The sequence below is a fragment of the Streptomyces sp. R33 genome (assembly GCF_041200175.1).
Lineage (GTDB): Bacteria > Actinomycetota > Actinomycetes > Streptomycetales > Streptomycetaceae > Streptomyces > Streptomyces katrae_B.
This window is the reverse complement of record NZ_CP165727.1, coordinates 5,937,399-5,958,485: the sequence shown is the minus strand read 5'-3', so window position 1 is coordinate 5,958,485 and position 21,087 is coordinate 5,937,399. Positions and strand designations below refer to the sequence as shown.

Here is a 21,087-nt window from a genome sequence, read left to right as displayed (position 1 = left end):
CTTCTGCTTGGAAGACCTCGGTGCGGTCGTCCGCACCGTCGGCCGCACCGAGGTCGTTTGCGGGACCGGCCGTCTTCTAGAACGCGTTCTAGGTCGGACCGGTGAAGGAATGTATAACGCACGCCCCAGCAGTTGGGAAGACTCCTGACTCCACGTCAGGATGACGTTCGGCGGGGCGTGTTGCCGGGCACCCGGAGGTCGGGGCCCTAGGGTGGCGGGGTGGACGAGATGCCCCGGAATTTCCGTACGGCGAGGTCGTTGCGGGTCCTGCTGGCGGAGGGTCCGGGCACGTCGGCCGGCGCGCTGGCGGTCCTGCTCGAGCTGGAGCCGGACCTCGACGTGGTCGCCCGGGTCGCGCCCGGTGCGGACGTGGGCGCGGCGGCGCTGACGGCCTGTCCGGCCGTGGCGCTGGTGGACGCGGACCGGCCGGAGGTGCTCGCGGAGGTGGCGGCGGTGTGCCGCGAGGCCCCGGAGTGCCGGGTGCTGCTGCTGGCCGGGTCGGCCCGGCCGGGCCTGGTCGAAGGGGCGCTCGCCGCGGGAGCGACGGGGGTGGTGCTGCGGGACGACCCTGCCGGGGCGCTGGCCGACGCCGTCCGCCGCGCCGTGACGGGCGAGGCGGTCACGGACCCGACGCTGGAACCGTAGGGCGGCGGGCAGGACGGCCGTTCCCGGCCGCTGGGCGCTGGCCGCTGGCCGCTGGCCGCTACGAGCGGTCGCCGGCCCGCGCGTGCGCGAGGGCGGCGAGGAGGTCGCTCTCGCCCGGGGCGGTGAACAGCCGCTTCGGCAGCACCACCAGACACGTCCGGCGGCGCGAGCGGCCCACGAACACGTGCAGCCGGGGCGTCTCGTGGTACCAGCGCACCTCGTCCCACCCGATCCGCTGCGACTCCCCGCCGCGGAACACCTCGATGCCCGTACCGTCCACCACGGCCCGCTTCTGCTCGGCGGCCCGGCCGGAGCGGAAGCCCAGGGCGACCGCCAGCCGCGGCAGGACGAGCAGCACGACGAGGCCGTACGCCACCGCCATGCCGAGGGAGACGGGGTGCACGGTCAGGCCGTCCGGGGACGGCGACACGCTCGCCGCGCCCAGGAAGACCGTGCCGAGAGCGGCCACCGCCCGCCCCCTGCGCAGCAGGCCGGCGGCCCTGGCCGCCTCGGTGTACTCGTCCCGGGTCACCTTGCCGGTGACGCTGAAGGAGGTCTCGCGCATGTCGCTCACGGGGGCGGAGCCTATCCCCGTGCCCCCGGAGCCGCGGAACGGGTCAGCCCCGCCGCAGGAGCGTCACGACGGCCGCGCCGCCGAGGCCGATGTTGTGGGCCAGGCCGGTGCGGGCTCCCGGGACCTGCCGGGGGCCGGCTTCGGCACGGAGCTGCCAGACCAGTTCCGCCGCCTGCGCGAGCCCGGTGGCGCCCAGGGGGTGGCCCTTCGAGATCAGCCCGCCCGAGGGGTTCACCACCCACCGCCCGCCGTACGTCGTCGCGCCCGACTCCACCAGCTTCCCCGCGGCGCCCTCCTCGCACATGCCCAGCGCCTCGTACGTCAGCAGCTCGTTGATCGAGAAGCAGTCGTGCAGCTCGATCACGTCCACGTCCTCGATGCCGAGCCCGGAGGACGAGAAGACCGCCCGCCCGGCCGCCGCCGTCATCGGCTTGCCCACCACGTCGATGCACGAGCCGGAGGCGAACGACTCCTCCGTGTCCGTCGTCATCGCCTGCGCGACGATCTCCACCGCCTTGTCGTGCAGGCCGTGCCGGACGACGAACCGCTCCGAGACGACCACCGCGGCCGCCGCCCCGTCCGAGGTCGGCGAGCACTGCAGTTTCGTCAGCGGCTCGTGGATCGGCTTCGCGGCGAGGATCTCCTCGACCGTGTACACGTCCTGGAACTGCGCGTTCGGGTTGTTCGCCGAGTGCCGGTGGTTCTTCGCCCCCACCGCCGCCAGCTGCGCGGCCGTGGTCCCGTACCGCTCCATGTGCTCGCGCGCCGCGTTCCCGAAGATCTGCGCGGTCGGCGGCGACATCTCGAAGCCGTGCGCGGCGGCCATGATCCCGTAGTGCCGGGCCACCGGCGAGGTCTTGAAGTCGGAGCCCGCGTCTGCGCCGCCGCCCAGCGCCCCGCGCTTCATCTTCTCGAAGCCGAGCGCCAGCACGCAGTCGCTGATCCCGCCCTCCACGAACTGCCGCGCCATCATCAGCGCCGTCGAGCCCGTCGCGCAGTTGTTGTTCAGGTTGTAGACCGGGACCCCGCTCAGCCCCAGCTCGTAGGCGGCCCGCTGCCCGGCCGTGGAGGCCTGGAAGCAGTACCCCACCGGCACCTGCTCGACCTCCTCGTACGGGATCCCGGCGTCCGCCAGCGCCGCGGTCCCGGCCTCCTTCGCCATGTCCCAGTACTGCCAGTCCCTCGACTCCGGCTTCTCGAACTTCGTCATGCCGACGCCCACGATGTACGACTTCATCACTGCTGCCCTTCAGTCCCTGGGAAGGCCGAGGATGCGCTCGGCGACGACGTTGAGCTGGACCTGCGTGGTGCCCCCGGCGATGGTCAGGCAGCGGGACATGAGCATCCCGTGCACCGCCCGCTCCCCCGCCCCTTCCCGTACCGCGCCCGCCGGGCCCAGCAGTTCGAGCGCGAGCTCGGCGGTCCGCTGCTGGTGCGGGGTCTGGACGAGCTTGCGTACGGACGCACCCGCGCCCGGCTCCAGCCCCGACACCTGCTGGAGCGTGGTGCGCAGCCCGATGCAGGCCAGGGCGTGCGCCTCGGCGGTGAGCGCCCCGATCCGCGCCCGGTACGCGCCGTCGAGTTCCGCCGAGCGGGCGATCAGCGCCTCGAGCCCGGTTTCGAAGGTCATCTGGTCGGCCATGTGGACCCGCTCGTTGCCGAGCGTGTTGCGGGCGACCTTCCAGCCGTCGCCGGGGGCTCCGACGAGGGCGTCCGCGGGCAGCAGGACCTCGTCGAACCAGACCTCGTTGAAGAGGGCCTCGCCGGTGATCTCCTTGAGCGGGCGCACGTCGATCCCCGGGGTGTTCTTCATGTCGACCACGAAGTAGCCGAGCCCCTTGTGCTTGGGGGCGGCCGGGTCGGTCCGGGCCAGCAGGATCCCGAAGTCGGCGCTGTGCGCGGAACTCGTCCACACCTTCTGCCCGTTGACCTTCCAGGAGCCGTCCTGCGTCCGCTCCGCCCTGGTCCGCAGCGAGGCCAGGTCCGAGCCCGCCCCCGGTTCGGAGAACAGCTGGCACCAGGTGACGTCCCCGCGCAGGGTCGCCGGCAGGTACCGCTCCCGCTGCGCGTCGGTCCCGTAGGCGAGCAGTGACGGCACGACCCAGGTGGCGATGCCGAGGTCGGCGAGCCTGACCCCGGCCGCGCGCAGTTCCTGCTGGACGACGAGCTGCTCGACGGGCCCGGCGCCGAGCCCGTGGGGCGGCGGCAGGTACGGGGCCGCGTACCCGGTGGGAGCCAGGACCCGCCGGGCAGCCGCCGGGTCGAGCCCGCGCGCGTCCTCGATGGCGCTACGGGCCTTCGCGCGGTGGGTCTCCGCCTCCGCGGGCAGTTCCAGGCGCAGCTCGCGCCGGGCTCCGGCCGCCGCGAGGCGGACGGCCCGCAGGCGGTGCCCGTCGCCGGGCCCGAGGAGCTGGCGGGCGACGACGGCCCGGCGCAGGTACACGTGCGCGTCGTGCTCCCAGGTGAAGCCGATCCCGCCGAGGACCTGGATGCAGTCCTTGGCGCAGGAGTAGGCGGCGTCGAGCGCGGTCCCGGCGGCCAGCGCGGCCACGAGCGAGCGCACCGGGGCCGGCGCGTCCATCACCTGGGCGGCGTCCCAGGCCAGGGCGCGGGCCTGTTCGAGGCGCACCAGCATGTCGGCGCACAGGTGCTTGACGCCCTGGAACTGCCCGATGGGCCGGCCGAACTGCTCGCGCACCTTGGCGTACTCGGCGGCGGTGTGCAGCGCCCAGGCGGCGGTGCCGCAGGCGTCGGCGGCGAACAGGGCGCAGGCCAGGTCCCGGACCAGGGCCGCGTCCAGGTCGAGCAGGCGCCCGGGCGGCACGCTTGCGGCGCGGGCCCGCACCTCGGCGGTGGGCCGGGTCGGGTCGGCGCTGTCGTGCGTACGGACGTCCAGTGCGGCGGCGTCCACGGCGAACCAGCACGTGCCGTGCGCGGCCTCGGCGGCGAGCAGCACGAGGTCGGCCTCCCCGGCGCCGAGCACCGGGGGTGCGTCGCCGTCGAGCAGGTACCCGCCGCCCGGGGCGGCGACGGCGGTCAGGGTCCCCGGGCCGAGGGCGACCGCGCCGACCCGCCCGTCGAGGGGTTCGGCCCCGGCCCGGTCGAGCAGTACGGACGCCAGCGCGCTCGGCAGGAACGCCCCGGGCAGCGCCGCCCGGGCGGCCTCCTCGACGACGACGGCCAGGTCGAGCAGGGTGCCGCCCTCCAGGTGCGGCTCGAGCAGTCCCTGCGCGGCCATCGCGTCCCAGTAGGCGGGCCGCGCCCCGGTCTGCGGCGGGGTGTCGAGCAGTTTGCGCACCTCCTCGGGCGGCACGGCCCGCGCCACCCAGCCGCGTACGGCCCCGGCCAACTCCCGCTGTTCCCCAGTGATTCCGATGCCCATGCGCGGCAGGCTAGAACACGTTCCATTCTGACGGAAGGTCAGAACGAGAACGTGTTCTCCCTCGACGGAACCGTCCGGCTCAGCGCGGGACGGCCGCCAGCGCAGCCCGGGCGATCTCCTTCGCCTCGCTCTCGCAGGTCGCGGCGGGATGCTGCGGACCTCCGAGGGCCACCCGCACCAGGAGGTTGCCGTCACTCACGCCCAGCGCACAGGTCTGCGCGGTCCCCGGAGCCGCCCAGGAGGCCCCGTCCCCCACCCCGAGACCGGTCTCGGGCCGCCCGCTGCCCAGGTTGAACCGCGTGCGCTCCGTCCCGCTGCCCGCGACGCGGCCGCTGCGCTCCACGGACCAGCTGACGGACGCGTGCGGCTTCGGCTCCTCCTCGCCGCCGACCGCGTCGAAGGCCGCCCGCCAGCTACAGCCCACGTACGACTTCACGGGCGACTCGTTGTCGCCGGCCGGCCGCATCTCCTGCAGCGGCAGCGGCAGCTTCCCGGCCGCCTCCGAGCAGAGCGGCACGCTCAGGTACCGGTCGGCCTCGGCCGGCGGCGGCTCCTCCAGCGCGCGCAACCCGTACGTCACCCCGGCCCCCGCCGCCACGAGGACGCCCGCGGCCAGCAGCAGGTTCCGCGGGCGCGGGCGCAGCCGCCGGCCGCGCGGCGCGTGGGCCCGCTCCGGGCGGACCGCCGCCGCGGTCGCGGTCGCCGCGTCCGGGTCCACGTCCGGGCCCCCGAGCGCGCGAGCTGCGCCGTCCGGGTCCCGGAGCAGGGCGTCGACCTCCTCCTGCTGGGCGGCGGCCATCCGCTCGACCGCGGGCGGCCACTGCGCGGCGCCGGCCGCGCCGGTCAGGGCCAGGATCTCGGCCGGGGACGGCCGGGCCGCCGGGTCCTTGGCCAGGCACCGGGTGACGAGCTCGCGCAGACCCGGAGGGAGGCCGAGGAGGTCGGGTTCGGCGTGCACGACGTTGTACAGGGTCAGCACCACCGTCGCCGCCGCGAAGGGGCTGCGGCCCGTCGCGGCCAGCGCCAGGACGGACCCGAGGGAGAACACGTCGCTCGCCGGGGTCAGTTCACCGCCCTCGGCCTGCTCGGGCGACATGAACGCGGGCGAGCCGATCACCGTCCCGGCCTGGGTCAGCTCGGTGACCTCGCCGGGCCGGGCCACCCGCGCGATCCCGAAGTCGATCACCCGCACCCCGTCCCGGGCGAGCAGTACGTTGTCGGGCTTGAGGTCCCGGTGCACCAGCCCCGCCCGGTGGATCTCGGCGAGGGCCGTCGCCAGCCCGGCGGCGAGCCTCCGTACGGTCTCCTCGGGCAGCGCCCCGGCGCTCTCCACCGCGGCCCCCAGTGAGGGACCGGTCACGAACACCGAGGCCAGCCACGGCGCCTCCGCGTCGGCGTCGGCATCCAGGACCGCGGCCGTGAAGGCGCCGGACACCCTCCGCGAGGCGGCGACCTCCCGCCGGAATCGGACCCGGAAACCGTCGTCGTCGGCGAGCCGGGCGTGCACCTGCTTGACGGCGACGAGCCGCCCGTCCGGTGCCGCGCCGAGCAGCACGCGGCCCATGCCGCCCCGGCCGAGCTCGGCGAGCAGCCGGTACGGTCCCGCCGTGGCCGGATCGGACTCCTTGAGCGGTCTCATCACTTCCCCACCCGTTCCACGATCGAGGCGGCGAGCTCCCGCGTGACGGCCTCACATCTGCCGGCCGGGTAGCGGGGGCCCGTCACCGAGACGTGGAGCACCATGTTGACGTCCCGTACGTACAGACGGCAGTTCGGAAACCTGTCGTCCTTGGGCGGCGGCTGCCACAGACCCTCGTCGGCGAACCCGAGGCCGATGTCACGCCGGGTCTTGCCGGGCTCGTAGAAGATCTCGAGGCGCTTCTTCGCCCGCTCGGCCCCGGTGCCCGCACCCTTCTCGGTCGAGAAGAACGTCCACTCCGCTTCGATCTCGTCACCGGTCCGGTTGGTCCAGGTGCAGCGGGCATAGCCCGAGCCGGCCTCCTCGACCGGCCCGAACCCGTCCGGTTGGTCGAAACCGGACGGCACGCGCAACTCGCCCCGGACCTGTTCACAGGACGGGGGCCTCGCCGGGTACTTGTCCTTCTTCTGCGCCAGCCCTGCCGACCGGATGTCCGATATGAAGCCGCGGTACGTCTCCCCGAGGTACGACCGCCCCACGGTCAGCCCGGCCACGGCCACGACGCCCGCCAGGGCAACCGCCACGATCAGCGGCCGGGGCCAGCGGCGGCGCCACAAGGGGACCGCTTCGGGAGCCGTTCCGGGACCCGTTTCGGGACCCGTGGCCTGGCGCAGCAGCGCGCCCATCACGACCAGCTGGTCGTGGATCAGCGTGTTCACCGCCTCCGGCCACGGCCGCGCCGACGGCGTCAGCCCGCCGACTCTGCTCAGCAGCTCGCGCGGGGTCGGCCGGTCGGCCGGGTCCTTGGCCAGGCACCACGCGATGACCTCGCGCAGGCGGGGCGGCACCTCGCTCAGGTCCGGTTCGGCGTGCACGACCTCGTGCAGGATCCGCGGCACCGAGATCCCGGCGAACGGCGCCCTGCCCGTACAGGCCATGACGAGGGTCGCTCCGAGTGAGAACACGTCGCTGGCCGGGGTGAGTTCCTGCCCCAGGACCTGCTCCGGTGACATGTACGCGGGCGAGCCGATGAGCGCGCCCGCGTGCGTGATCCGGGTCTGGTCCCCCACCGCCCGCACGATGCCGAAGTCGATGACCCGTACGCCGTCCTCCGCGAGCAGCACGTTGGACGGCTTGAGGTCCCGGTGGATCAGCCCCGCCCGGTGTACGTCGGCCAGGGCGTGCGCGAGCCCGGCGGCCAGCCGGCGCACCGCCTCCTCGGGCAGCGGCCCGGCGGTCTCCACGGCCTGGCTCAGCGAGGGCCCCGGCACGAACTGCGAGGCCAGCCACGGCATCTCGGCATCGGGGTCGGCGTCGATCACGGCCGCGGTGTAGCCGCCGGCCACCCGCCGCGAGGCGTCCACCTCACGGCGGAACCGTGCCCGGAACCCCTCGTCCCCGGCCAGCTCGGCATGCACCTGCTTGACCGCGACGTACCGCCCGTCCGGCCCCACCCCCAGCACCACCCGGCCCATCCCGCCCTGGCCGAGCACGGCGACCGTCCGGAACGGCCCTATGTACTCCACTCCTAGAGGGCGCCGACGAACGCAGCGAAGGCGGCAGGACTCACGGTGAAGGCGGGGCCGTCGGGGTTCTTGGAGTCCCGGACGGCGATGTGGGCGGGCTGGGTGGCCACTTCGACGCACTCGCCGCCGGTGTCACCGCTGTAGGAGGCCTTGCGCCAGGCGGCGGTGCCGAGGGGGGCGCACTCGACGCAATCGCCGCCTGTGGTTCCACTGAAGGATGACTTACGCCATTGCATGCTCGTCTGGTCCAGGCCGTTCCCCATAACGTTCCTCCATTACGCGAGCGATCAGCGCGACCGAGCGCTCCGGCGAGAGTGCTTCGGCTTGCAGCCGAGCGTAGCCGACCGAACGTTCCTTGATCAGTGCTGGGTTGGCGGTCATGTGCCCCTGCGCATAGCCCTCCTCGTAGAACAAGTCCGGGTCGTCGTCAAAGCGGAGGACGTTGAACGACCCGAGCATTCCTGTGTGTTGTCCGGCCGAAAAGGGCAGCACTTGGACCTGCACCCACGGCCGTTCCAGGAAGGTCAACAGGTGGGCGAGTTGGTTTCGCATGACCGCATGCCCGCCGACCTCCTGATGCAACGCCGCCTCGGCAAGCACCACCCACAGGGCGGGCGGGTGCTCGCGTTCCAGGATGCGCTGCCTCTCCATGCGGGCTGCCAACAGCTCGTCGACCTGGTCAGGGCGGTCGACGCCGAGCAAGGCCCGCGCATAGGCCTCCGTCTGGAGCAGCCCATAGACCAGCTGCGACTGGTACGTGGAGATGTACGCCGCCTTCGCTTCCATCTCCGCGTACGCCTGGAACCAGGTCGGCAGCTGGCTCCGCAACACCAGCCCCACCAGCCGGGAGAACACCCCGCCCGTCTCGAGCGCCGCGTCCACGCGTTCCGAGAAATCCCGGGTCGGGACCTTCCTCGCCGTTTCGATCTGGCCGATCAGCGAGGCCGTGCAGAAGACTTTGTCCCCGAGCTGCCCTTGTTTCAGCCGGGCGGCTTCCCTCAGCCGCCGAAGCTCCGCCCCGTAGTAGTCCAGCGGGGACGCGCTGGGATCGAGATCGCGGATGTTGACCATGAGGCGGTCACCCCCAAGCACACGCCTTGCGGCGTTCGTTTCGGTCCGTAGCCGAGCGTAACCACACCACCGCACTCTGGTGACGTGAATCACGTAACTGAGCATTCAGCAACCGGACTTGGCGAGAGCTACCGCATGGGTTTCACCGTGAGTGAGCACTCGGCCCGGCACATGCGGCGCATCCTGCGGATCTACCTGGCCAGCTGGGGCCTGACCGGACTGACCCACACCGCCGAGCTGGCGCTGACCGAGCTCGTCTCCAATGTCGTCCGGCACGTCCCCGGCCGGGCCTGCTCGGTGCTCATCCTGTGCGGGCCCGACGGGCTGCGGGTCGAGGTGACGGACGACTGCCCGAGCCCGGTGCGCATGGCGCGCTGCGACGGCGGGGGGCTCGCCGACGGCGGGCGGGGGCTGCGTCTGGTCGAGGCCGTGACCGACCGCTGGGGTGCGGAGCCGACGGCCACCGGGAAAACGGTGTGGTTCGAATGCGACGGACCGCGTACCGAACCGGCACGGGCCGAATTCGGCCAAGTTCGAGAATCGCTCTAGCTCCCCCCAGTACCAAATGATCCAATCTGGGGCGTTAACGCCGACCCCATTTCACTCAGGAAGGAAATCCTCTGTGAATTGCGTGACGTACGTGGACCTGCACCGTCAGGTCTCGTTGGACATCGAGACGGAATTGGCGACCGCCCTCTTACGTCTCGCCCCGGACTCGGGTACGGGCGCCGCCAAGAGCGCGGTGAGCAGGCTCCTGCGGCATCAAAAACTGAAGCATCCCCTGTCGGTGCTCCCGATGATGGTGCACGCCATCGAGACGGGGGACCCCGGGCCGGCCGTCCCGCTGGCCGCGGTGCACGTCCTGTGGTGGACCTCGGCCTGCTACCTCGACGACCTGGCCGACGGGCACGGCACGGCCGCTTCCGACAGCCTGGGCCAGAACGAGGCGCTGCTGGCCTCGGTGCTCAGCGGGGCGGTGCTCCCGATCCAGATCATCCGGTCCCTCCCGGTGCCGGCGGCGGTCCAGGGGGCACTGACGGAGGAGATCGCGACCGGCTGGGTGGTGGGCACCGAGGGGCAGCTGAGGGACATCGGCGGAGATGCCGACCGTGCCACCCCGAACTCGGTGATCGAGGCCTACCGCGGGAAATCCGGCGGACCGTTCTCGATGATCACGGCGATGGCGGCGTTATTGTCGGGCGCGAGTGACGAAAGAGTGGAACTGTGGCGGGAGTTCGGCTACATATTCGGCATCTTGTGGCAGTTGTTCAACGATCAGGAAGACATCCTGTCGGGCCGCAATGAGGACCTCCTCAACGGGACGGTCACTTATCTGCTCACCTGCGTCCTCGACGACGCCGCCACGCCCCGGGCCCGCAAGGAAGTCCTCGCCCGGTGCGCCGCCGCACGGAATTCCGAGGAGGCGCGCGCCGAGCTGACCCGCCTCCTCCTGGCGCCGGCCGCACTCGACCGGTACACCGCCGACCTCGACGGGTTCCGCGCCGAGGCGCACGCGCTGCTCACTGCCCTCGGCGGCGACGAGCGGCACCTGCCGACGATGCGCCACCTGGTGGAGAGTGCGTCCGAGATGCTGCTGCGCCCGGCCCCCGCCACCCCGGTGGCAGCCTCCGTGTAGAGCCCATCGCCCTGGGGGACACCATCCGGCCCCGCCGGCGTTCGAGGCGCGGGGGCCCGGGGGCAGAGCCCCCGGCAGCGGCACCACCCCGGAGGGCCCCGGCATGGTGCGCTACCAGCCGGTAAGGCACCATGGGCCGCCCAGCCCACCCGAGGCACACCCCCACCCCACCCCGGAGGAACACATGGCCACCCCCAAGCCGGAGACCCTCGCCGCCTTCGAGGCCGCCAAGGGGTTCATGCCCGTACGCGAGGGCCTGGCCCTGTACGAGGCCGCCGCCGCAGCGGCGGCTCTGGGGCTGCCCCTCCTGGAGGTCGGCACGTACTGCGGCCGCTCCACCATCCTGCTGGCCGACGCCGCCCGCGAGGCCGGGGTGGCCGCCATCACGGTCGACCACCACCGCGGCAGCGAGGAGCAGCAGCCCGGCTGGGAGTACCACGACCCGACCGTGGTCGACCCGGAGGTCGGGCTGATGGACACCCTCCCGACCTTCCGCCGCACCCTCCACCGGGCAGGCCTCGAGGACCACGTCATCGCCGTCGTGGGCCGCTCCCCGCAGGTCGCCGCGGCCTGGGGCGGCAAGCTCGGCCTCGTCTTCATCGACGGCGGCCACACCGACGAGCACGCCACGGGCGACTACGAGGGCTGGGCCCCGCACGTCGCCGAGGGCGGCACGCTCGTCATCCACGACGTGTTCCCGGACCCGGCCGACGGCGGCCAGGCCCCGTACCGGATCTACCTGCGCGCCCTGGCCTCCGGCGCCTTCGAGGAGGTCTCGGTGACCGACTCCCTCCGCGTCCTGCGCCGCATCGCCCCGGGCATCTGAGGCCCGCCGGCACCCGGGGCCAGGTGGCCGATCCAGGTATATAACGGGATAACCGCACCACGCCCCCGGATGGCCCACGCTCCGCGCCGCCGGCCGGTGGCCGGTCTAGCATCGCGACGTGCCCTACGACGACAGTCCCCCATCCCCCGAGTCCGCCTCGTCGGTCAGCACGGAGCGGCGGTGGTTCGCACGCCGCTCCGGCCTCGCCGTCGGTGCCGCCGTGCTCGCCCCCACCGCCCTGGCGGGGTGGGTCCTCGTACAGGTGACGACCGGGGCGGGGGCGGACGACGCCCGCCCGCCCCGGATCGTGATGCCGGCCGCCTCCCCCACGGACGCCGCGGCCGCGACCCCGAGCTCCGCCCCCGCCGAGGGCCCCGCCAAGAGCCCGGCCGCAGCCCCCGCCAAGGGCCCGCTCGCCGGCAAGACCGTGGTCATCGACCCCGGCCACAACACCGGCAACTTCAAGCACACCTCAGAGATCGACAAGAAGGTCGACATCGGCACCAACCGCAAGGAGTGCGACACCACCGGCACCACCACCAACTCCGGCTACATGGAGGCGGAGTTCACCCTCGACGTGTCCCGCAGGCTGCGGACCGTCCTGGAGGCCAAGGGCCTGAAGGTGGTCCTCACCCACCAGGCCGACCGCCCCTTCGGCCCCTGCATCGACGAGCGCGCCCGCATCGGCAACGAGGCCGCCGCCGACGCCGTGGTCTCGGTCCACGCGGACGGGGTCTCCGAGGGCAACCGCGGTTACCACATCATCCTCCCGGCCAAGGTCAAGGGCGGTGCGGCGGACACCGCCAAGATCGTCGGCCCCTCGCGGGACCTCGGCGAGCGGATCGCCTCGAACTTCGCCCGGACCACCGGCTCCGCCCCCGCCAACTACCTCGGCAGCGGCACCGGTTTGGTCGTCCGCGACGACCTCGGCGGACTCAATCTCTCGACGCAGCCCAAGGTGTTCATCGAATGCGGCAACATGCGTGACGCCAAGGACGCGGCGCTGCTGACGAGTCCGGAGTGGCGGCAGAAGGCGGCCCAGGGCATCGCGGACGGCATCGTCGGCTTCTTGGGCGGGTAGTCCCACCGGGACAGCCTGCCGCCCCGATCCTCTCGGCCGCGGGGAACCTCCGTACCATGGTCCCGCCCGCCCCGCTCCTGCACGTGCGACCGCGGCACCACGAGACGACCGAGACCGAGAAGGACACCTAAGACGTGAACATCCGCTCCCTCACTCGAGGCGACGGCGTGGTGATCGGAGCAGCGGTGCTGCTGTTCATCGCCTCGTTCCTCGATTTCTACTCCGCGACCGGCCTCGACCTGCCGAGCGTGTGGGACACCGACGTCTACCGTCTGGCGCTCCCCACCATCTTCCTGCTCGGCTTCATCGCGGCCGGCCTGATCATCGCGGCCCGCTTCCAGCCGGAGACCCGGAAGCTCGCGGGCCTGCCCCTGGCCGCGTGGGGGACGGTACTCGCGGTCGCGGCCGCCTGGTCCTCCCTCTGGTCCCTGATCACCAGCCCGAGCGGCGCCGACCTCGGCGCGGGCTGCATCATCGCCTTCCTGGCCACCCTCGCGCTGGCCGGTGTGGCCGTCGCGGGCGCCAAGATCCCGGCGCTCGCCGGCCCGCTCGTGCCGGAGGCCAAGCCCGTCGCCCCCGCGCCGTACGGGGCGCAGCCCCAGCCCGGCACCGGGTACGGCTACCCGGGCGGCCAGCAGCCGCAGCCGTACGGCTCCACCCCGCAGCCGGTCCCGCCGTACGGCGGCACGCCGACCCCGGCTCCGGCGCCGCAGGACCAGGCGCCCGCCCCGGCGGGGGACTTCACCCCGTTCTGGTTCGCGGTCCCGGTGGCCCGCCCCCTCTTCCCCGAGGACGGCTCCCCCGCCCCGATCGCCGAACTCGCACCGGGCACCTGGTACCTGGCGGTGGACCAGCGCGGCCCCGCCACGCTGATCGCCCAGACCCAGGACGGCCGCCGCGGCGTCCTGAACGACACCTCGGGCATCCAGCGCGGCTGACCCCGCGCCGGCGGCCGGTGCAGCGCCCTTACGGCCCCCCGCCCTTCCGGGCGGGGGGCCGTTGCCCTACAGTCACCTGACGCATCGTCAGATATGGCTGTGGCGCGGCACGCACGGCGCCACCACGGCATCGCGGAGGGGACGCACATGCGCCTCGGACTCGCACTCGGCTACTGGGGCCGCGGCCCCGACCCGTCCCACCTCGACCTCGCCACCGAGGCCGAGAACCTCGGCTACGACTCGGTGTGGACCGCCGAGGCCTGGGGCTCGGACGCCTTCACCCCGCTCACCTGGATCGCCGCGCACACCTCGCGGATCCGCCTCGGCACCGCCATCGCGCAGATGGCCGCCCGCTCCCCCACCGCCACCGCCATGCACGCCCTGACCCTGGACCACCTCTCCGGCGGCCGGATGATGCTGGGCCTGGGCCTCTCCGGCCCCCAGGTGGTCGAGGGCTGGTACGGGCGCCCGTTCCCCTCGAGCCCGCTCACCGCGACCCGCGAGTACGTCGACGTCGTCCGCCAGGTGCTGCGCCGCGAGGCCCCCGTCGCCCTCGACGGCCGCTTCCACCAGCACCCGTACCGCGGGCAGGACGGCACCGGCATCGGCAAACCGCTGAAGCCCATCACCCACCCGCTGCGCGCGGACCTGCCGCTCCTGCTGGGCGCGGAGGGCCCGAAGAACATCGCCCAGACGACCCGGATCGCGGACGGCTGGCTGCCCCTGTACTGGTCGCCGACCCGCACCGACGTGTACCAGGCCTCGCTCGCCGACCTGCCCGAAGGGTTCATGATCGCCCCGATGGCCCGGGCCAAGGTCTGCGACGACGTCGCCGAGGGGCTGCTCCCGGTCAAGGCGATGCTCGGCTTCTACATCGGCGGGATGGGCCACGCGGCCCGCAACTTCCACGCCGACCTGATGGCGCGGATGGGCTACGAGGAGGAGGCCCGCCGCATCCAGGAACTGTTCCTCGCCGGGCGCCGGGAGGAGGCGGTCCTCGCCGTGCCGGACGCGTTCGCGGACGAGATCTCCCTGATCGGACCGCGCGAGCGGATCGCCGAACGCCTCGACCTGTGGCGCAAGGGGCCGGTCACCGACCTGCTCCTGACGGCCCCGGACCCGCACACCCTGCGCGTCCTGGCGGAACTCAACAACTAGGGGCTCCGATGTGACGATCGGAGATGACAGCGACTGGCCGGAAGTGGATGATGATCCATGCCGCTACGGGTTTCGCGTGCGCCCGACTGCCGCCGGGGGGAACTGGCCACACACAGGTCGCGAAGCGCCGCACCCGTGGCGAACCACCTCGTCATCTGCTCGAAGGAACCCTCCTGGTGCGTGCCACTCGCGCGACCGTCCTGCTGACCGCGGGTCTCGTCGCTGTTCTCGGGATGCCGGCCGCCGCCGCGGCCGACACCCCTTCCACGCTCTACGTGGACAACTCCTCCCTCCTCCGCTGTTCCGATAGCGGACCCGGTTCCGAGGGCACTCCGTTCTGCACGATCTCGGCGGCCACCAAGGTCGTGCAGCCCGGCCAGACCGTGCGGGTCCTCGCGTCCAAGCCGTACGACGAAGAGGTCACCGTCGACCGCTCCGGGGAGCCGGGCAAGCCGATCTCCATCGTCGCCGGACCGAACACCGGCAGCCTCGCCCGGGTCAAGGGCCTCAAGGTCCAAGGCGCCTCCCATGTGGTGGTGCGCGGGCTGAGTTCCCCCGGAGGGGTCCAGGTCAGCCGTTCCTCCGACGTCGAGCTGGACCGGATCACCAGCTCCTCGACGACCGACCCCGCCTCCGTCGTCATCGGATGGGACAGTGCCGACGTGCGCGTGAGCAGGAGCTACCTGCTTTCCCCCGTCCGGATCGAGGGCGGCTCCCGGGGCACCGTGCTGAGCCGCAATCAGATCCGCGGCGGCATCACGGCGGCGGTCGACGCGGTCTGGGGCCCGGGCACCATCGTCACGAACAACACCCTCTACCTCAGCTGTGATGCGGCCGTCTCCTTCCGCAGCGCTTCCACCGGTTCCGGGGCGTTCAACAACCTGATCCACACCAGCACCCCCAGGTCGTGCATCAACCCCGGTCCCCGCAGCGGCATCCTGGTGGGGAAGGACTCCGCGACCGGCACCCGCGTCGACTACAACCTGCTGGCCGGCTTTCCGGCGGACGGGGTGGTCCCCTACAAGTGGGCCGAGGTCGTCCACACCACCTCGGCGGCGTTCCAGGCCGCGACCGGCCAGGGCGCGCACGACATCCTGACCCCGACGGGCTCGGACGTCGGCCCGTGGGAGCGCTCCCCCACCGTCGACTCCGGCGACCCGACGGCGCCGGGCGTCCTGCCCACCGACTACAACGGGTACCCCACGACGGATGACCCGCGGGTGGCCAACACGGGCAAGGACGGCGGGTTCATCGACCGCGGCGCCCACGAGTCCCAGGACGAAGTACGCGGCGTCCAGCTGGAGATCGCCCAGGACTGGGCCCCGGTCGGCACCACCGTCCAGGTGAAGGCCGTGGCGGACAACAACTGGCCCGGAACGCTCACCTACCGCTACGACTTCGGTGACGGGACGGCTCCGGTCGTCACCAAGGCGGCCACCGCCGAGCACGTCTACCAGACTCCCTGCGCGTGCACAGTCCAGGTGAAGGCGATCACCGCCGCAGGGAAGGAGGCCTTCCGCCAGCAGTCGATCAAGGTGACCCCGACCTCGCCGCTGGCCACGGCCTTCACCGCGCAGCCGTACCTGCCGAGCGCGAGCGACCCGAACGCGCTCGTGACGCCGCTGTCCGTCGAGGTCGACCCGCAGAGCACCACCGCCCCGTGGCCGATCGCGCGGATGGACGTGGACTACGGCGACGGCGCGAAGGACACCGGCATCACGCCGGACCCGGTCCGGCACGCCTACAAGCAGCCCGGCACGTACAAGGTGACCGTGACCCTCACGGACATCAAGGGCGCCACCTCCACCGCCGAGCGGACGGTGCAGGTCGCCTACACCCCGGCCGGCTACGTCGCGGTCCTCCCGGCCCGCGTCCTGGACACCCGTACGACCGGCGCCCCCGTCCAGGGCGGTACCGCCACCCCGATCGACGTTCCCGTCCACTACTACAGCTCGGGCCCGCACCACACGGCCGGAGCGTCCGCCGTGGTCCTGAACGTGACCGTCACCGGTGCCACCGAGGACACCCACCTCAGCGTCTGGCCCTCGGGCCAGCCCCGCCCGGTCACCTCGAACGTCAACGTCAAGGCGGGCGGCACCTCCGCCAACACCGTCACCGTGCCCGTCGGCGCCGACGGCAAGATCTCCGCGCAGCTCAACTCCGGCAAGGCCGCGCTCATCGTGGACTACGTCGGCCACTACCAGCCGAACACCGGGCAGCGGTTCACCCCGATCGACCCGACCCGCGTCGTCGACACCCGCACCGCGGGCGGCGCCCTGGCCGGCGGACAGGCCCGTACGGTGAAGGTCGCGGGCGTGGGCGGGATCCCCGTCGACGCCACGGCCGTCGCCCTCAACCTCACCGGCACCGGCGCGACCGAGAACGCCCACGTCATCGCCTACATGGACCCGACCAGGCGCCCGGCCACCTCGAACCTCAACCTCGAACCCGGCAAGGACAAGTCCAACCAGGCCATCGTCCCCGTCGGCCCGAACGGCACCATCACCCTCTACACCAACACCGGCTCCACCCACCTGGTGCTGGACGCGGTCGGCTACTACGCCCAGGACGGCAAGGCCCTCTTCACCCCCGTCGTCCCGCAGCGCCTCGCCGACACCCGCAGCACCGGGAAGCTGGCCCCCGGCGCGGCGACCACCGTCGCCGGGATCCCGGCGAACGCGATCGGTGCGGCCCTGAACGTCACCGCCACCGACACCACCGGCCCCGGCTTCCTCACCGTGTACGGACACGGCAGCACGCGCCCCGAGGCCAGCAGCCTCAACACCCGTCCCGGTGAGACCGTGCCCAACCACGTCACCACCCCGGTGGCCGACGGCCGCGTCACCGTCTGGAACAGCTACGGCGGCGGCAACCACGTGATCACCGACCTGTTCGGCTACTTCACCCAGGGCTGACCTCGCCCGCAGCACGCCGGAGCCCCGGCCACCGCGCACACCGCGGTGACCGGGGCTCCGGCGTGTCAGGAGGACGGAGTGTCAGGGGGACGGAGTGTCGTCGTCCGGGGCGGCCTGCGGCACGGCTTCCAGGAGTTCGCGCAGGTCCAGCGGCATGACGGCGATCTCGATGCTCCCGGCGCGCTCGCCGGTCCCGTACGTGCAGGTCACGATCCGCGATCCGGGGTTGATGGACATGCCCTCCTTCACGGACGGCGCCCGCACCCCGGTGGCCCGGCCGGCGGGCAGCGGTACGGGCTCACCGCGCCGGGGCACCCAACGGGCCCCGCCGGGACCGGGGAACACCCGGCCCATCCGCCAGCGGCCCGCGCCGGCCGGGTGCCGGGCCATGCACGGGATCCCCTCCGGGCTCCCGGCGGCGACCCGCTGCCGGTGCCTGCGCCGGACGAGCCACCCGACGCCGGCGGCGGCCGCAAGGGCCAGGAACTCGATCATCCGCCCATTGAAGCAGGCGGGCAGGCAGGCGGGCGGGCGGCCCGGACGGGCAGAGCGGCGGGCCGGACGGGCGACGCTGCCCGTCCGTCCCGCCGCCGGGATCCGGAGGTCTATCCGCCGCTGAGCTGGGAGGCGCTCGGGACCTGGTCGGTCACCGGGGCGCCCGCGCTCTTGCCGGCGTCCTTGACGCCGTTGATGACGCCCTCGAAGGAGCTGATGTCCGCATCGCCCGCATCGCCCTTGCGCAGCTTGGAGCCCAGGCCCTTGAGGGATTCGATGCCGGCCGTCAGCGGGGCCAACGCCTTCGACAGCAGCGGGTCGCCCTTGGCGTTGTTCGCCGCAGCCTTCAGCCGGTTGTACGCGAAGGCGCCTGCGAGGCCCGCCTTGATGAGCGCGAACGTACGGCCCTTGGCGCCCTTCTTGAACTTGCCCGCGCGGTACGGCTTGATGATCCACTGGTACGTCGCCCCGGCCGCGAGCCCCGCGTTGGCGACGAAGCGCGTCTTGGCGAACTTCTGCTTCTCCGCAGTGGTGCTGGGCGTGGGCTCGGCGGCGAGCGCCTCGTCGGTGCCCTGCGCCGCAACCGCCTCTGCGGCGAGCACCTGCGCGGCGAGCGCCTCGTCGGCAACCGCCTGCTGCGCGGCCATGGACACGGGCACCGTCTCGCGCTGGCCCCTGCTGCCGCCGGCGCCGCTGCCGCTGCACGCGGTTCCTCCTGCGACCAGCGCCGTGGACACGAGCAGCGCCGTGACGGCGCGGCGGAGTCGGCAGGTCCTGGGCGGGGACACGCTGCGTATGGAGCCGCTGGTTATCGACACGCTGGGTTCGGACACGTTGGCCTCCGGGGAGTGAGGTGTCTCCCGCAGAGTCACCCGGGCCCCGGTGATCCGCCACTTGGGGGACCCGTTCGGGTTTGCTTCGCGCGGCCGGGGCAAGACGCGCAGCATGCGCACACACACCCGAGTACACGCCCGCGGAGGCGTTCAGGCCGGCCGGGTCGTCGCCGCGGTGGCGGACGTGCTGGCCTTCGTGATCGCCTTGTGGATCCTGCTGTATTTCCTCGACGCCAACCGGGGCAACGGCCTCGTGGAGTTCGTCCACGACGCCGCCAGCTGGCTGGCCGGCTGGTCCTACGACCTGTTCACCTTCGACCGGGAATGGGTCCAAGTGGTGGTGGGCTACGGCGTGGCGGCCGTGGCGTACCTCGTCATCGGCCACCTCATCGCGGGCCGGCTCTACCGCCAGTGACCGCGCGTTCCCGTACGGGCAGGCCCCCGTCCGCGGTGGCCTGCCCCCTTCTTGCCCGCAGCGCTCGGCGTCCAGCGCCCAGCGCGGCCTACCGGCAGCAGTCCGGCTCGAGTCCGGACGGCAGCTCCAGCCCCCCGAACACCGCCCCGGTGGCCTCGTCGCCGCCCAGCGCGGCCACGGCCAGCAGCAGCGACCCGGCCGTCCAGGTCGTCTGCTCGACCGGCCACACCGCCTTGTCCTCGAAGACGTAGCCCGTCCAGTACATGCCGTTGTCGGCGCGCAGGTGCGTGATGGAGCGCAGGATGTCCAGCGCCCGGTCCGACTCGCCCGTCGCCCACAGGGCCAGGGCGAGCTCGCAGGACTCCCCGCCCGTCACCCACGGGTTCGGCAGGACGCAGCGCACCCCGAGGTCCGGGACGACGAACTCGTCCCAGCGCTCCTCGATCCGCGCCTTGGCGTCGGCGCCGGTGAGGGCGCCGCCCAGCACCGGGTAGTACCAGTCCATCGAGTAGCGGGACTTGTCCAGGAACCGCTCCGGGTGCCGCCGGATCGCGTGCCCGAGGGCCCCGGCCGCCAGTTCCCAGTCGGGCTGCGGCTCCTCGCGGTGCTCGGCGATCGCCAGTGCGCACCGCAGCGCCTGGTGGATCGAGGAGGAGCCGGTGAGCAGCGCGTCCTTGACGGCCGTGCCGTCGGCCTCCCGCTTCCAGCCGATCTCGCCGCCCGGCTGCTGGAGCCCGAGCACGAACTCGGTCGCCGCGTAGACGACGGGCCACATGCGGTCCAGGAACGGGTCGTCGCCGGTGGCCAGGTAGTGGTGCCAGACCCCGACGGCTATGTACGCGACGAAGTTGCTCTCCAGGCTCGCGTCCTGCGGCTCGGCGGTGTCGACCCCGTCCGGCCGGTCGGCGTACGCCGCGTACCAGGAGCCGTCGGCGTTCTGGTGCCGGGCCAGCCAGTCGTAGGCCCGCTCCGCCGCCTCGTGCTCGCCCGCCGCGTCCAGCGCCATCGCGGCCTCGGTGTGGTCCCACGGGTCGAGGTGGTGTCCGCGGAACCACGGGATGGCCCCGTCGGAGCGCTGCGCGGCGAGGATGCCGGCCACCGTCGCGGCGGCCTCCTCGGCAGTCAGCACCCCGTCCAGGACGAGGCGTTCGGTGCGCCCGGGCGAGCTCACTTCGCCGCGCCGACGGGCAGGTGGGGCTTCGTCGCGTACGCCACGAAGCTCTTGCCGATGAGCGGGTTCAGCGCCTGCTCCGCGAGCCGTGTGGCCAGCGGCTTCTTCATGATGTCCCAGACCAGCAGCTTGTGGTACGCCTTCACCGGCAGCGCCTGGTCGTTGTCGACGCCGAACGCGCACTTGAGCCACCAGTACGGGGAGTGCAGCCCGTGGGCGTGGTGCGTGCCGTACGGCTTGAGGCCGGCGGCCTTCATCTTGCCGAGCAGCTCGTCGGCCTTGTAGATGCGGATGTGGCCGCCCTCGACCTCGTGGTACGCGTCGGAGAGCGCCCAGCAGATCTTCTCCGGGCCGTAGCGCGGCACGGTGATGGCGATGCGGCCGCCCGGCTTGAGGACGCGGACCATCTCGGCGAGCACGCCCTTGTCGTCGGGGATGTGCTCCATCACCTCGGAGATGATGACGACGTCGAAGGACTCGTCGGGGAAGGGCAGGGCCAGCGCGTCGCCCTCCATGGCGGTGGCGGTGGCGCCGGCCGGGGCCTCGCCGGCCTCCTTCATGGCGGCGAACCACTTGGCGACCTCGCGGATCTCCTCGCCGTTGCGGTCGACTGCGACCACCTGGGCGCCGCGCCGGTAGCACTCGAAGGCGTGCCGGCCGGCGCCGCAGCCCAGATCGAGCACACGGTCGCCTGCGGCGAGCGGGAACCGGGAGAAATCGACGGTCAGCACGGGGTCCTGCCTTCGCGGTCGCGGGGGTGATCGGGGGTGGTGTGGAAAAGG

The 21,087-nt window shown here is 72.9% G+C and carries 20 protein-coding genes; 9 read left to right on the top strand and 11 right to left on the bottom strand.

Features of this window, described 5'->3' with window-relative positions:
- Positions 1–228 precede the first annotated feature (228 nt).
- A complete protein-coding gene (locus AB5J51_RS27455; protein ID WP_369780325.1) occupies positions 229–645 on the top strand; it encodes a DNA-binding response regulator in 417 nt (138 codons plus the stop codon).
- Between the two features lie 58 nt (positions 646–703).
- On the opposite strand, the gene AB5J51_RS27450 is transcribed toward AB5J51_RS27455, so the two are convergent.
- The 7 genes from AB5J51_RS27450 to AB5J51_RS27420 all read right to left on the bottom strand — a co-directional run bounded on the left by AB5J51_RS27450 (position 704) and on the right by AB5J51_RS27420 (position 8,837).
- A complete protein-coding gene (locus AB5J51_RS27450; protein WP_136226756.1) occupies positions 704–1,219 on the bottom strand; it encodes a YcxB family protein in 516 nt (171 codons plus the stop codon).
- Between the two features lie 43 nt (positions 1,220–1,262).
- Positions 1,263–2,456: a lipid-transfer protein gene (locus AB5J51_RS27445; RefSeq protein WP_369778907.1), complete on the bottom strand. Its 1,194-nt coding sequence runs from the start codon at positions 2,454–2,456 to the stop codon at positions 1,263–1,265.
- A 12-nt stretch (positions 2,457–2,468) separates the two neighbouring features.
- Entirely contained in the window at positions 2,469–4,601 is a 2,133-nt protein-coding gene (locus tag AB5J51_RS27440; RefSeq protein ID WP_369778906.1) for an acyl-CoA dehydrogenase, read from the bottom strand.
- A 79-nt stretch (positions 4,602–4,680) separates the two neighbouring features.
- On the bottom strand, positions 4,681–6,240 hold the full coding sequence (locus tag AB5J51_RS27435; protein ID WP_369778905.1) for a serine/threonine-protein kinase: 1,560 nt from the start codon (positions 6,238–6,240) through the stop codon (positions 4,681–4,683).
- On the bottom strand, positions 6,240–7,766 hold the full coding sequence (locus tag AB5J51_RS27430; RefSeq protein ID WP_369778904.1) for a serine/threonine-protein kinase: 1,527 nt from the start codon (positions 7,764–7,766) through the stop codon (positions 6,240–6,242). The genes AB5J51_RS27435 and AB5J51_RS27430 overlap by 1 nt, the downstream gene beginning before the upstream one ends.
- A 2-nt stretch (positions 7,767–7,768) precedes the next feature.
- Positions 7,769–8,029 carry a DUF397 domain-containing protein gene (locus AB5J51_RS27425; protein WP_369778903.1) on the bottom strand — a complete coding sequence of 87 codons (261 nt, stop codon included), beginning with the start codon at positions 8,027–8,029 and terminating at the stop codon, positions 7,769–7,771.
- Positions 7,989–8,837: a Scr1 family TA system antitoxin-like transcriptional regulator gene (locus AB5J51_RS27420; protein WP_369778902.1), complete on the bottom strand. Its 849-nt coding sequence runs from the start codon at positions 8,835–8,837 to the stop codon at positions 7,989–7,991. The genes AB5J51_RS27425 and AB5J51_RS27420 overlap by 41 nt, the downstream gene beginning before the upstream one ends.
- Positions 8,838–8,972: 135 nt before the next feature.
- Between AB5J51_RS27420 and AB5J51_RS27415 the strand changes: the two genes are divergently transcribed.
- From AB5J51_RS27415 to AB5J51_RS27385, 7 genes are all read left to right on the top strand, one after another.
- Positions 8,973–9,386, top strand: a complete 414-nt coding sequence (locus AB5J51_RS27415) for an ATP-binding protein (RefSeq protein ID WP_369778901.1) — start codon at positions 8,973–8,975, stop codon at positions 9,384–9,386.
- 73 nt (positions 9,387–9,459) lie between these two features.
- On the top strand, positions 9,460–10,473 hold the full coding sequence (locus AB5J51_RS27410; RefSeq protein ID WP_240805588.1) for a polyprenyl synthetase family protein: 1,014 nt from the start codon (positions 9,460–9,462) through the stop codon (positions 10,471–10,473).
- Between the two features lie 184 nt (positions 10,474–10,657).
- A complete protein-coding gene (locus tag AB5J51_RS27405; protein ID WP_053785017.1) occupies positions 10,658–11,299 on the top strand; it encodes a class I SAM-dependent methyltransferase in 642 nt (213 codons plus the stop codon).
- Positions 11,300–11,417: 118 nt separating this feature from the next.
- Positions 11,418–12,380, top strand: a complete 963-nt coding sequence (locus AB5J51_RS27400; protein WP_053785016.1) for an N-acetylmuramoyl-L-alanine amidase — start codon at positions 11,418–11,420, stop codon at positions 12,378–12,380.
- A gap of 134 nt (positions 12,381–12,514) precedes the next feature.
- Positions 12,515–13,318: a DUF5336 domain-containing protein gene (locus tag AB5J51_RS27395; protein ID WP_053785015.1), complete on the top strand. Its 804-nt coding sequence runs from the start codon at positions 12,515–12,517 to the stop codon at positions 13,316–13,318.
- Positions 13,319–13,465: 147 nt separating this feature from the next.
- On the top strand, positions 13,466–14,476 hold the full coding sequence (locus AB5J51_RS27390; protein ID WP_369778900.1) for an LLM class F420-dependent oxidoreductase: 1,011 nt from the start codon (positions 13,466–13,468) through the stop codon (positions 14,474–14,476).
- Between the two features lie 176 nt (positions 14,477–14,652).
- A complete protein-coding gene (locus AB5J51_RS27385; RefSeq protein WP_369778899.1) occupies positions 14,653–17,391 on the top strand; it encodes a PKD domain-containing protein in 2,739 nt (912 codons plus the stop codon).
- A gap of 81 nt (positions 17,392–17,472) precedes the next feature.
- Here AB5J51_RS27385 and AB5J51_RS27380 read toward each other — a convergent pair whose 3' ends face one another.
- Together AB5J51_RS27380 and AB5J51_RS27375 are read right to left on the bottom strand one after the other, a co-directional pair.
- Positions 17,473–17,886: a hypothetical protein gene (locus AB5J51_RS27380; RefSeq protein WP_369778898.1), complete on the bottom strand. Its 414-nt coding sequence runs from the start codon at positions 17,884–17,886 to the stop codon at positions 17,473–17,475.
- Positions 17,887–17,996: 110 nt separating this feature from the next.
- Positions 17,997–18,533: a hypothetical protein gene (locus AB5J51_RS27375; protein ID WP_369780324.1), complete on the bottom strand. Its 537-nt coding sequence runs from the start codon at positions 18,531–18,533 to the stop codon at positions 17,997–17,999.
- Positions 18,534–18,831: 298 nt separating this feature from the next.
- Here AB5J51_RS27375 and AB5J51_RS27370 point away from each other — a divergent pair, with 298 nt between their 5' ends.
- Positions 18,832–19,134, top strand: coding sequence for a hypothetical protein (locus tag AB5J51_RS27370; protein ID WP_136226746.1), 303 nt, complete (start codon positions 18,832–18,834; stop codon positions 19,132–19,134).
- A gap of 88 nt (positions 19,135–19,222) precedes the next feature.
- On the opposite strand, the gene AB5J51_RS27365 is transcribed toward AB5J51_RS27370, so the two are convergent.
- Both AB5J51_RS27365 and AB5J51_RS27360 read right to left on the bottom strand, forming a co-directional pair.
- Positions 19,223–20,305 carry a prenyltransferase gene (locus tag AB5J51_RS27365; protein ID WP_136226745.1) on the bottom strand — a complete coding sequence of 361 codons (1,083 nt, stop codon included), beginning with the start codon at positions 20,303–20,305 and terminating at the stop codon, positions 19,223–19,225.
- Positions 20,302–21,036, bottom strand: a complete 735-nt coding sequence (locus tag AB5J51_RS27360; RefSeq protein WP_030291475.1) for a class I SAM-dependent methyltransferase — start codon at positions 21,034–21,036, stop codon at positions 20,302–20,304. Before AB5J51_RS27360 ends, AB5J51_RS27365 begins: the two co-directional genes overlap by 4 nt.
- Between the last annotated feature and the right edge of the window lie 51 nt (positions 21,037–21,087).

What these genes read in the sequence shown, in the direction of transcription:
- AB5J51_RS27455 (WP_369780325.1), top strand. Translation starts at nt 229, where the DNA reads ATGCCCCGGAATTTCCGTACGGCGAGGTCGTTGCGGGTCCTGCTGGCG.
- AB5J51_RS27445 (WP_369778907.1), bottom strand. Translation starts at nt 2,456, where the DNA reads ATGAAGTCGTACATCGTGGGCGTCGGCATGACGAAGTTCGAGAAGCCG.
- AB5J51_RS27440 (WP_369778906.1), bottom strand. Translation starts at nt 4,601, where the DNA reads ATGGGCATCGGAATCACTGGGGAACAGCGGGAGTTGGCCGGGGCCGTA.
- AB5J51_RS27435 (WP_369778905.1), bottom strand. Translation starts at nt 6,240, where the DNA reads ATGAGACCGCTCAAGGAGTCCGATCCGGCCACGGCGGGACCGTACCGG.
- AB5J51_RS27425 (WP_369778903.1), bottom strand. Translation starts at nt 8,029, where the DNA reads ATGGGGAACGGCCTGGACCAGACGAGCATGCAATGGCGTAAGTCATCC.
- AB5J51_RS27420 (WP_369778902.1), bottom strand. Translation starts at nt 8,837, where the DNA reads ATGGTCAACATCCGCGATCTCGATCCCAGCGCGTCCCCGCTGGACTAC.
- AB5J51_RS27415 (WP_369778901.1), top strand. Translation starts at nt 8,973, where the DNA reads ATGGGTTTCACCGTGAGTGAGCACTCGGCCCGGCACATGCGGCGCATC.
- AB5J51_RS27405 (WP_053785017.1), top strand. Translation starts at nt 10,658, where the DNA reads ATGGCCACCCCCAAGCCGGAGACCCTCGCCGCCTTCGAGGCCGCCAAG.
- AB5J51_RS27390 (WP_369778900.1), top strand. Translation starts at nt 13,466, where the DNA reads ATGCGCCTCGGACTCGCACTCGGCTACTGGGGCCGCGGCCCCGACCCG.
- AB5J51_RS27380 (WP_369778898.1), bottom strand. Translation starts at nt 17,886, where the DNA reads ATGATCGAGTTCCTGGCCCTTGCGGCCGCCGCCGGCGTCGGGTGGCTC.
- AB5J51_RS27375 (WP_369780324.1), bottom strand. Translation starts at nt 18,533, where the DNA reads ATGGCCGCGCAGCAGGCGGTTGCCGACGAGGCGCTCGCCGCGCAGGTG.
- AB5J51_RS27370 (WP_136226746.1), top strand. Translation starts at nt 18,832, where the DNA reads ATGCGCACACACACCCGAGTACACGCCCGCGGAGGCGTTCAGGCCGGC.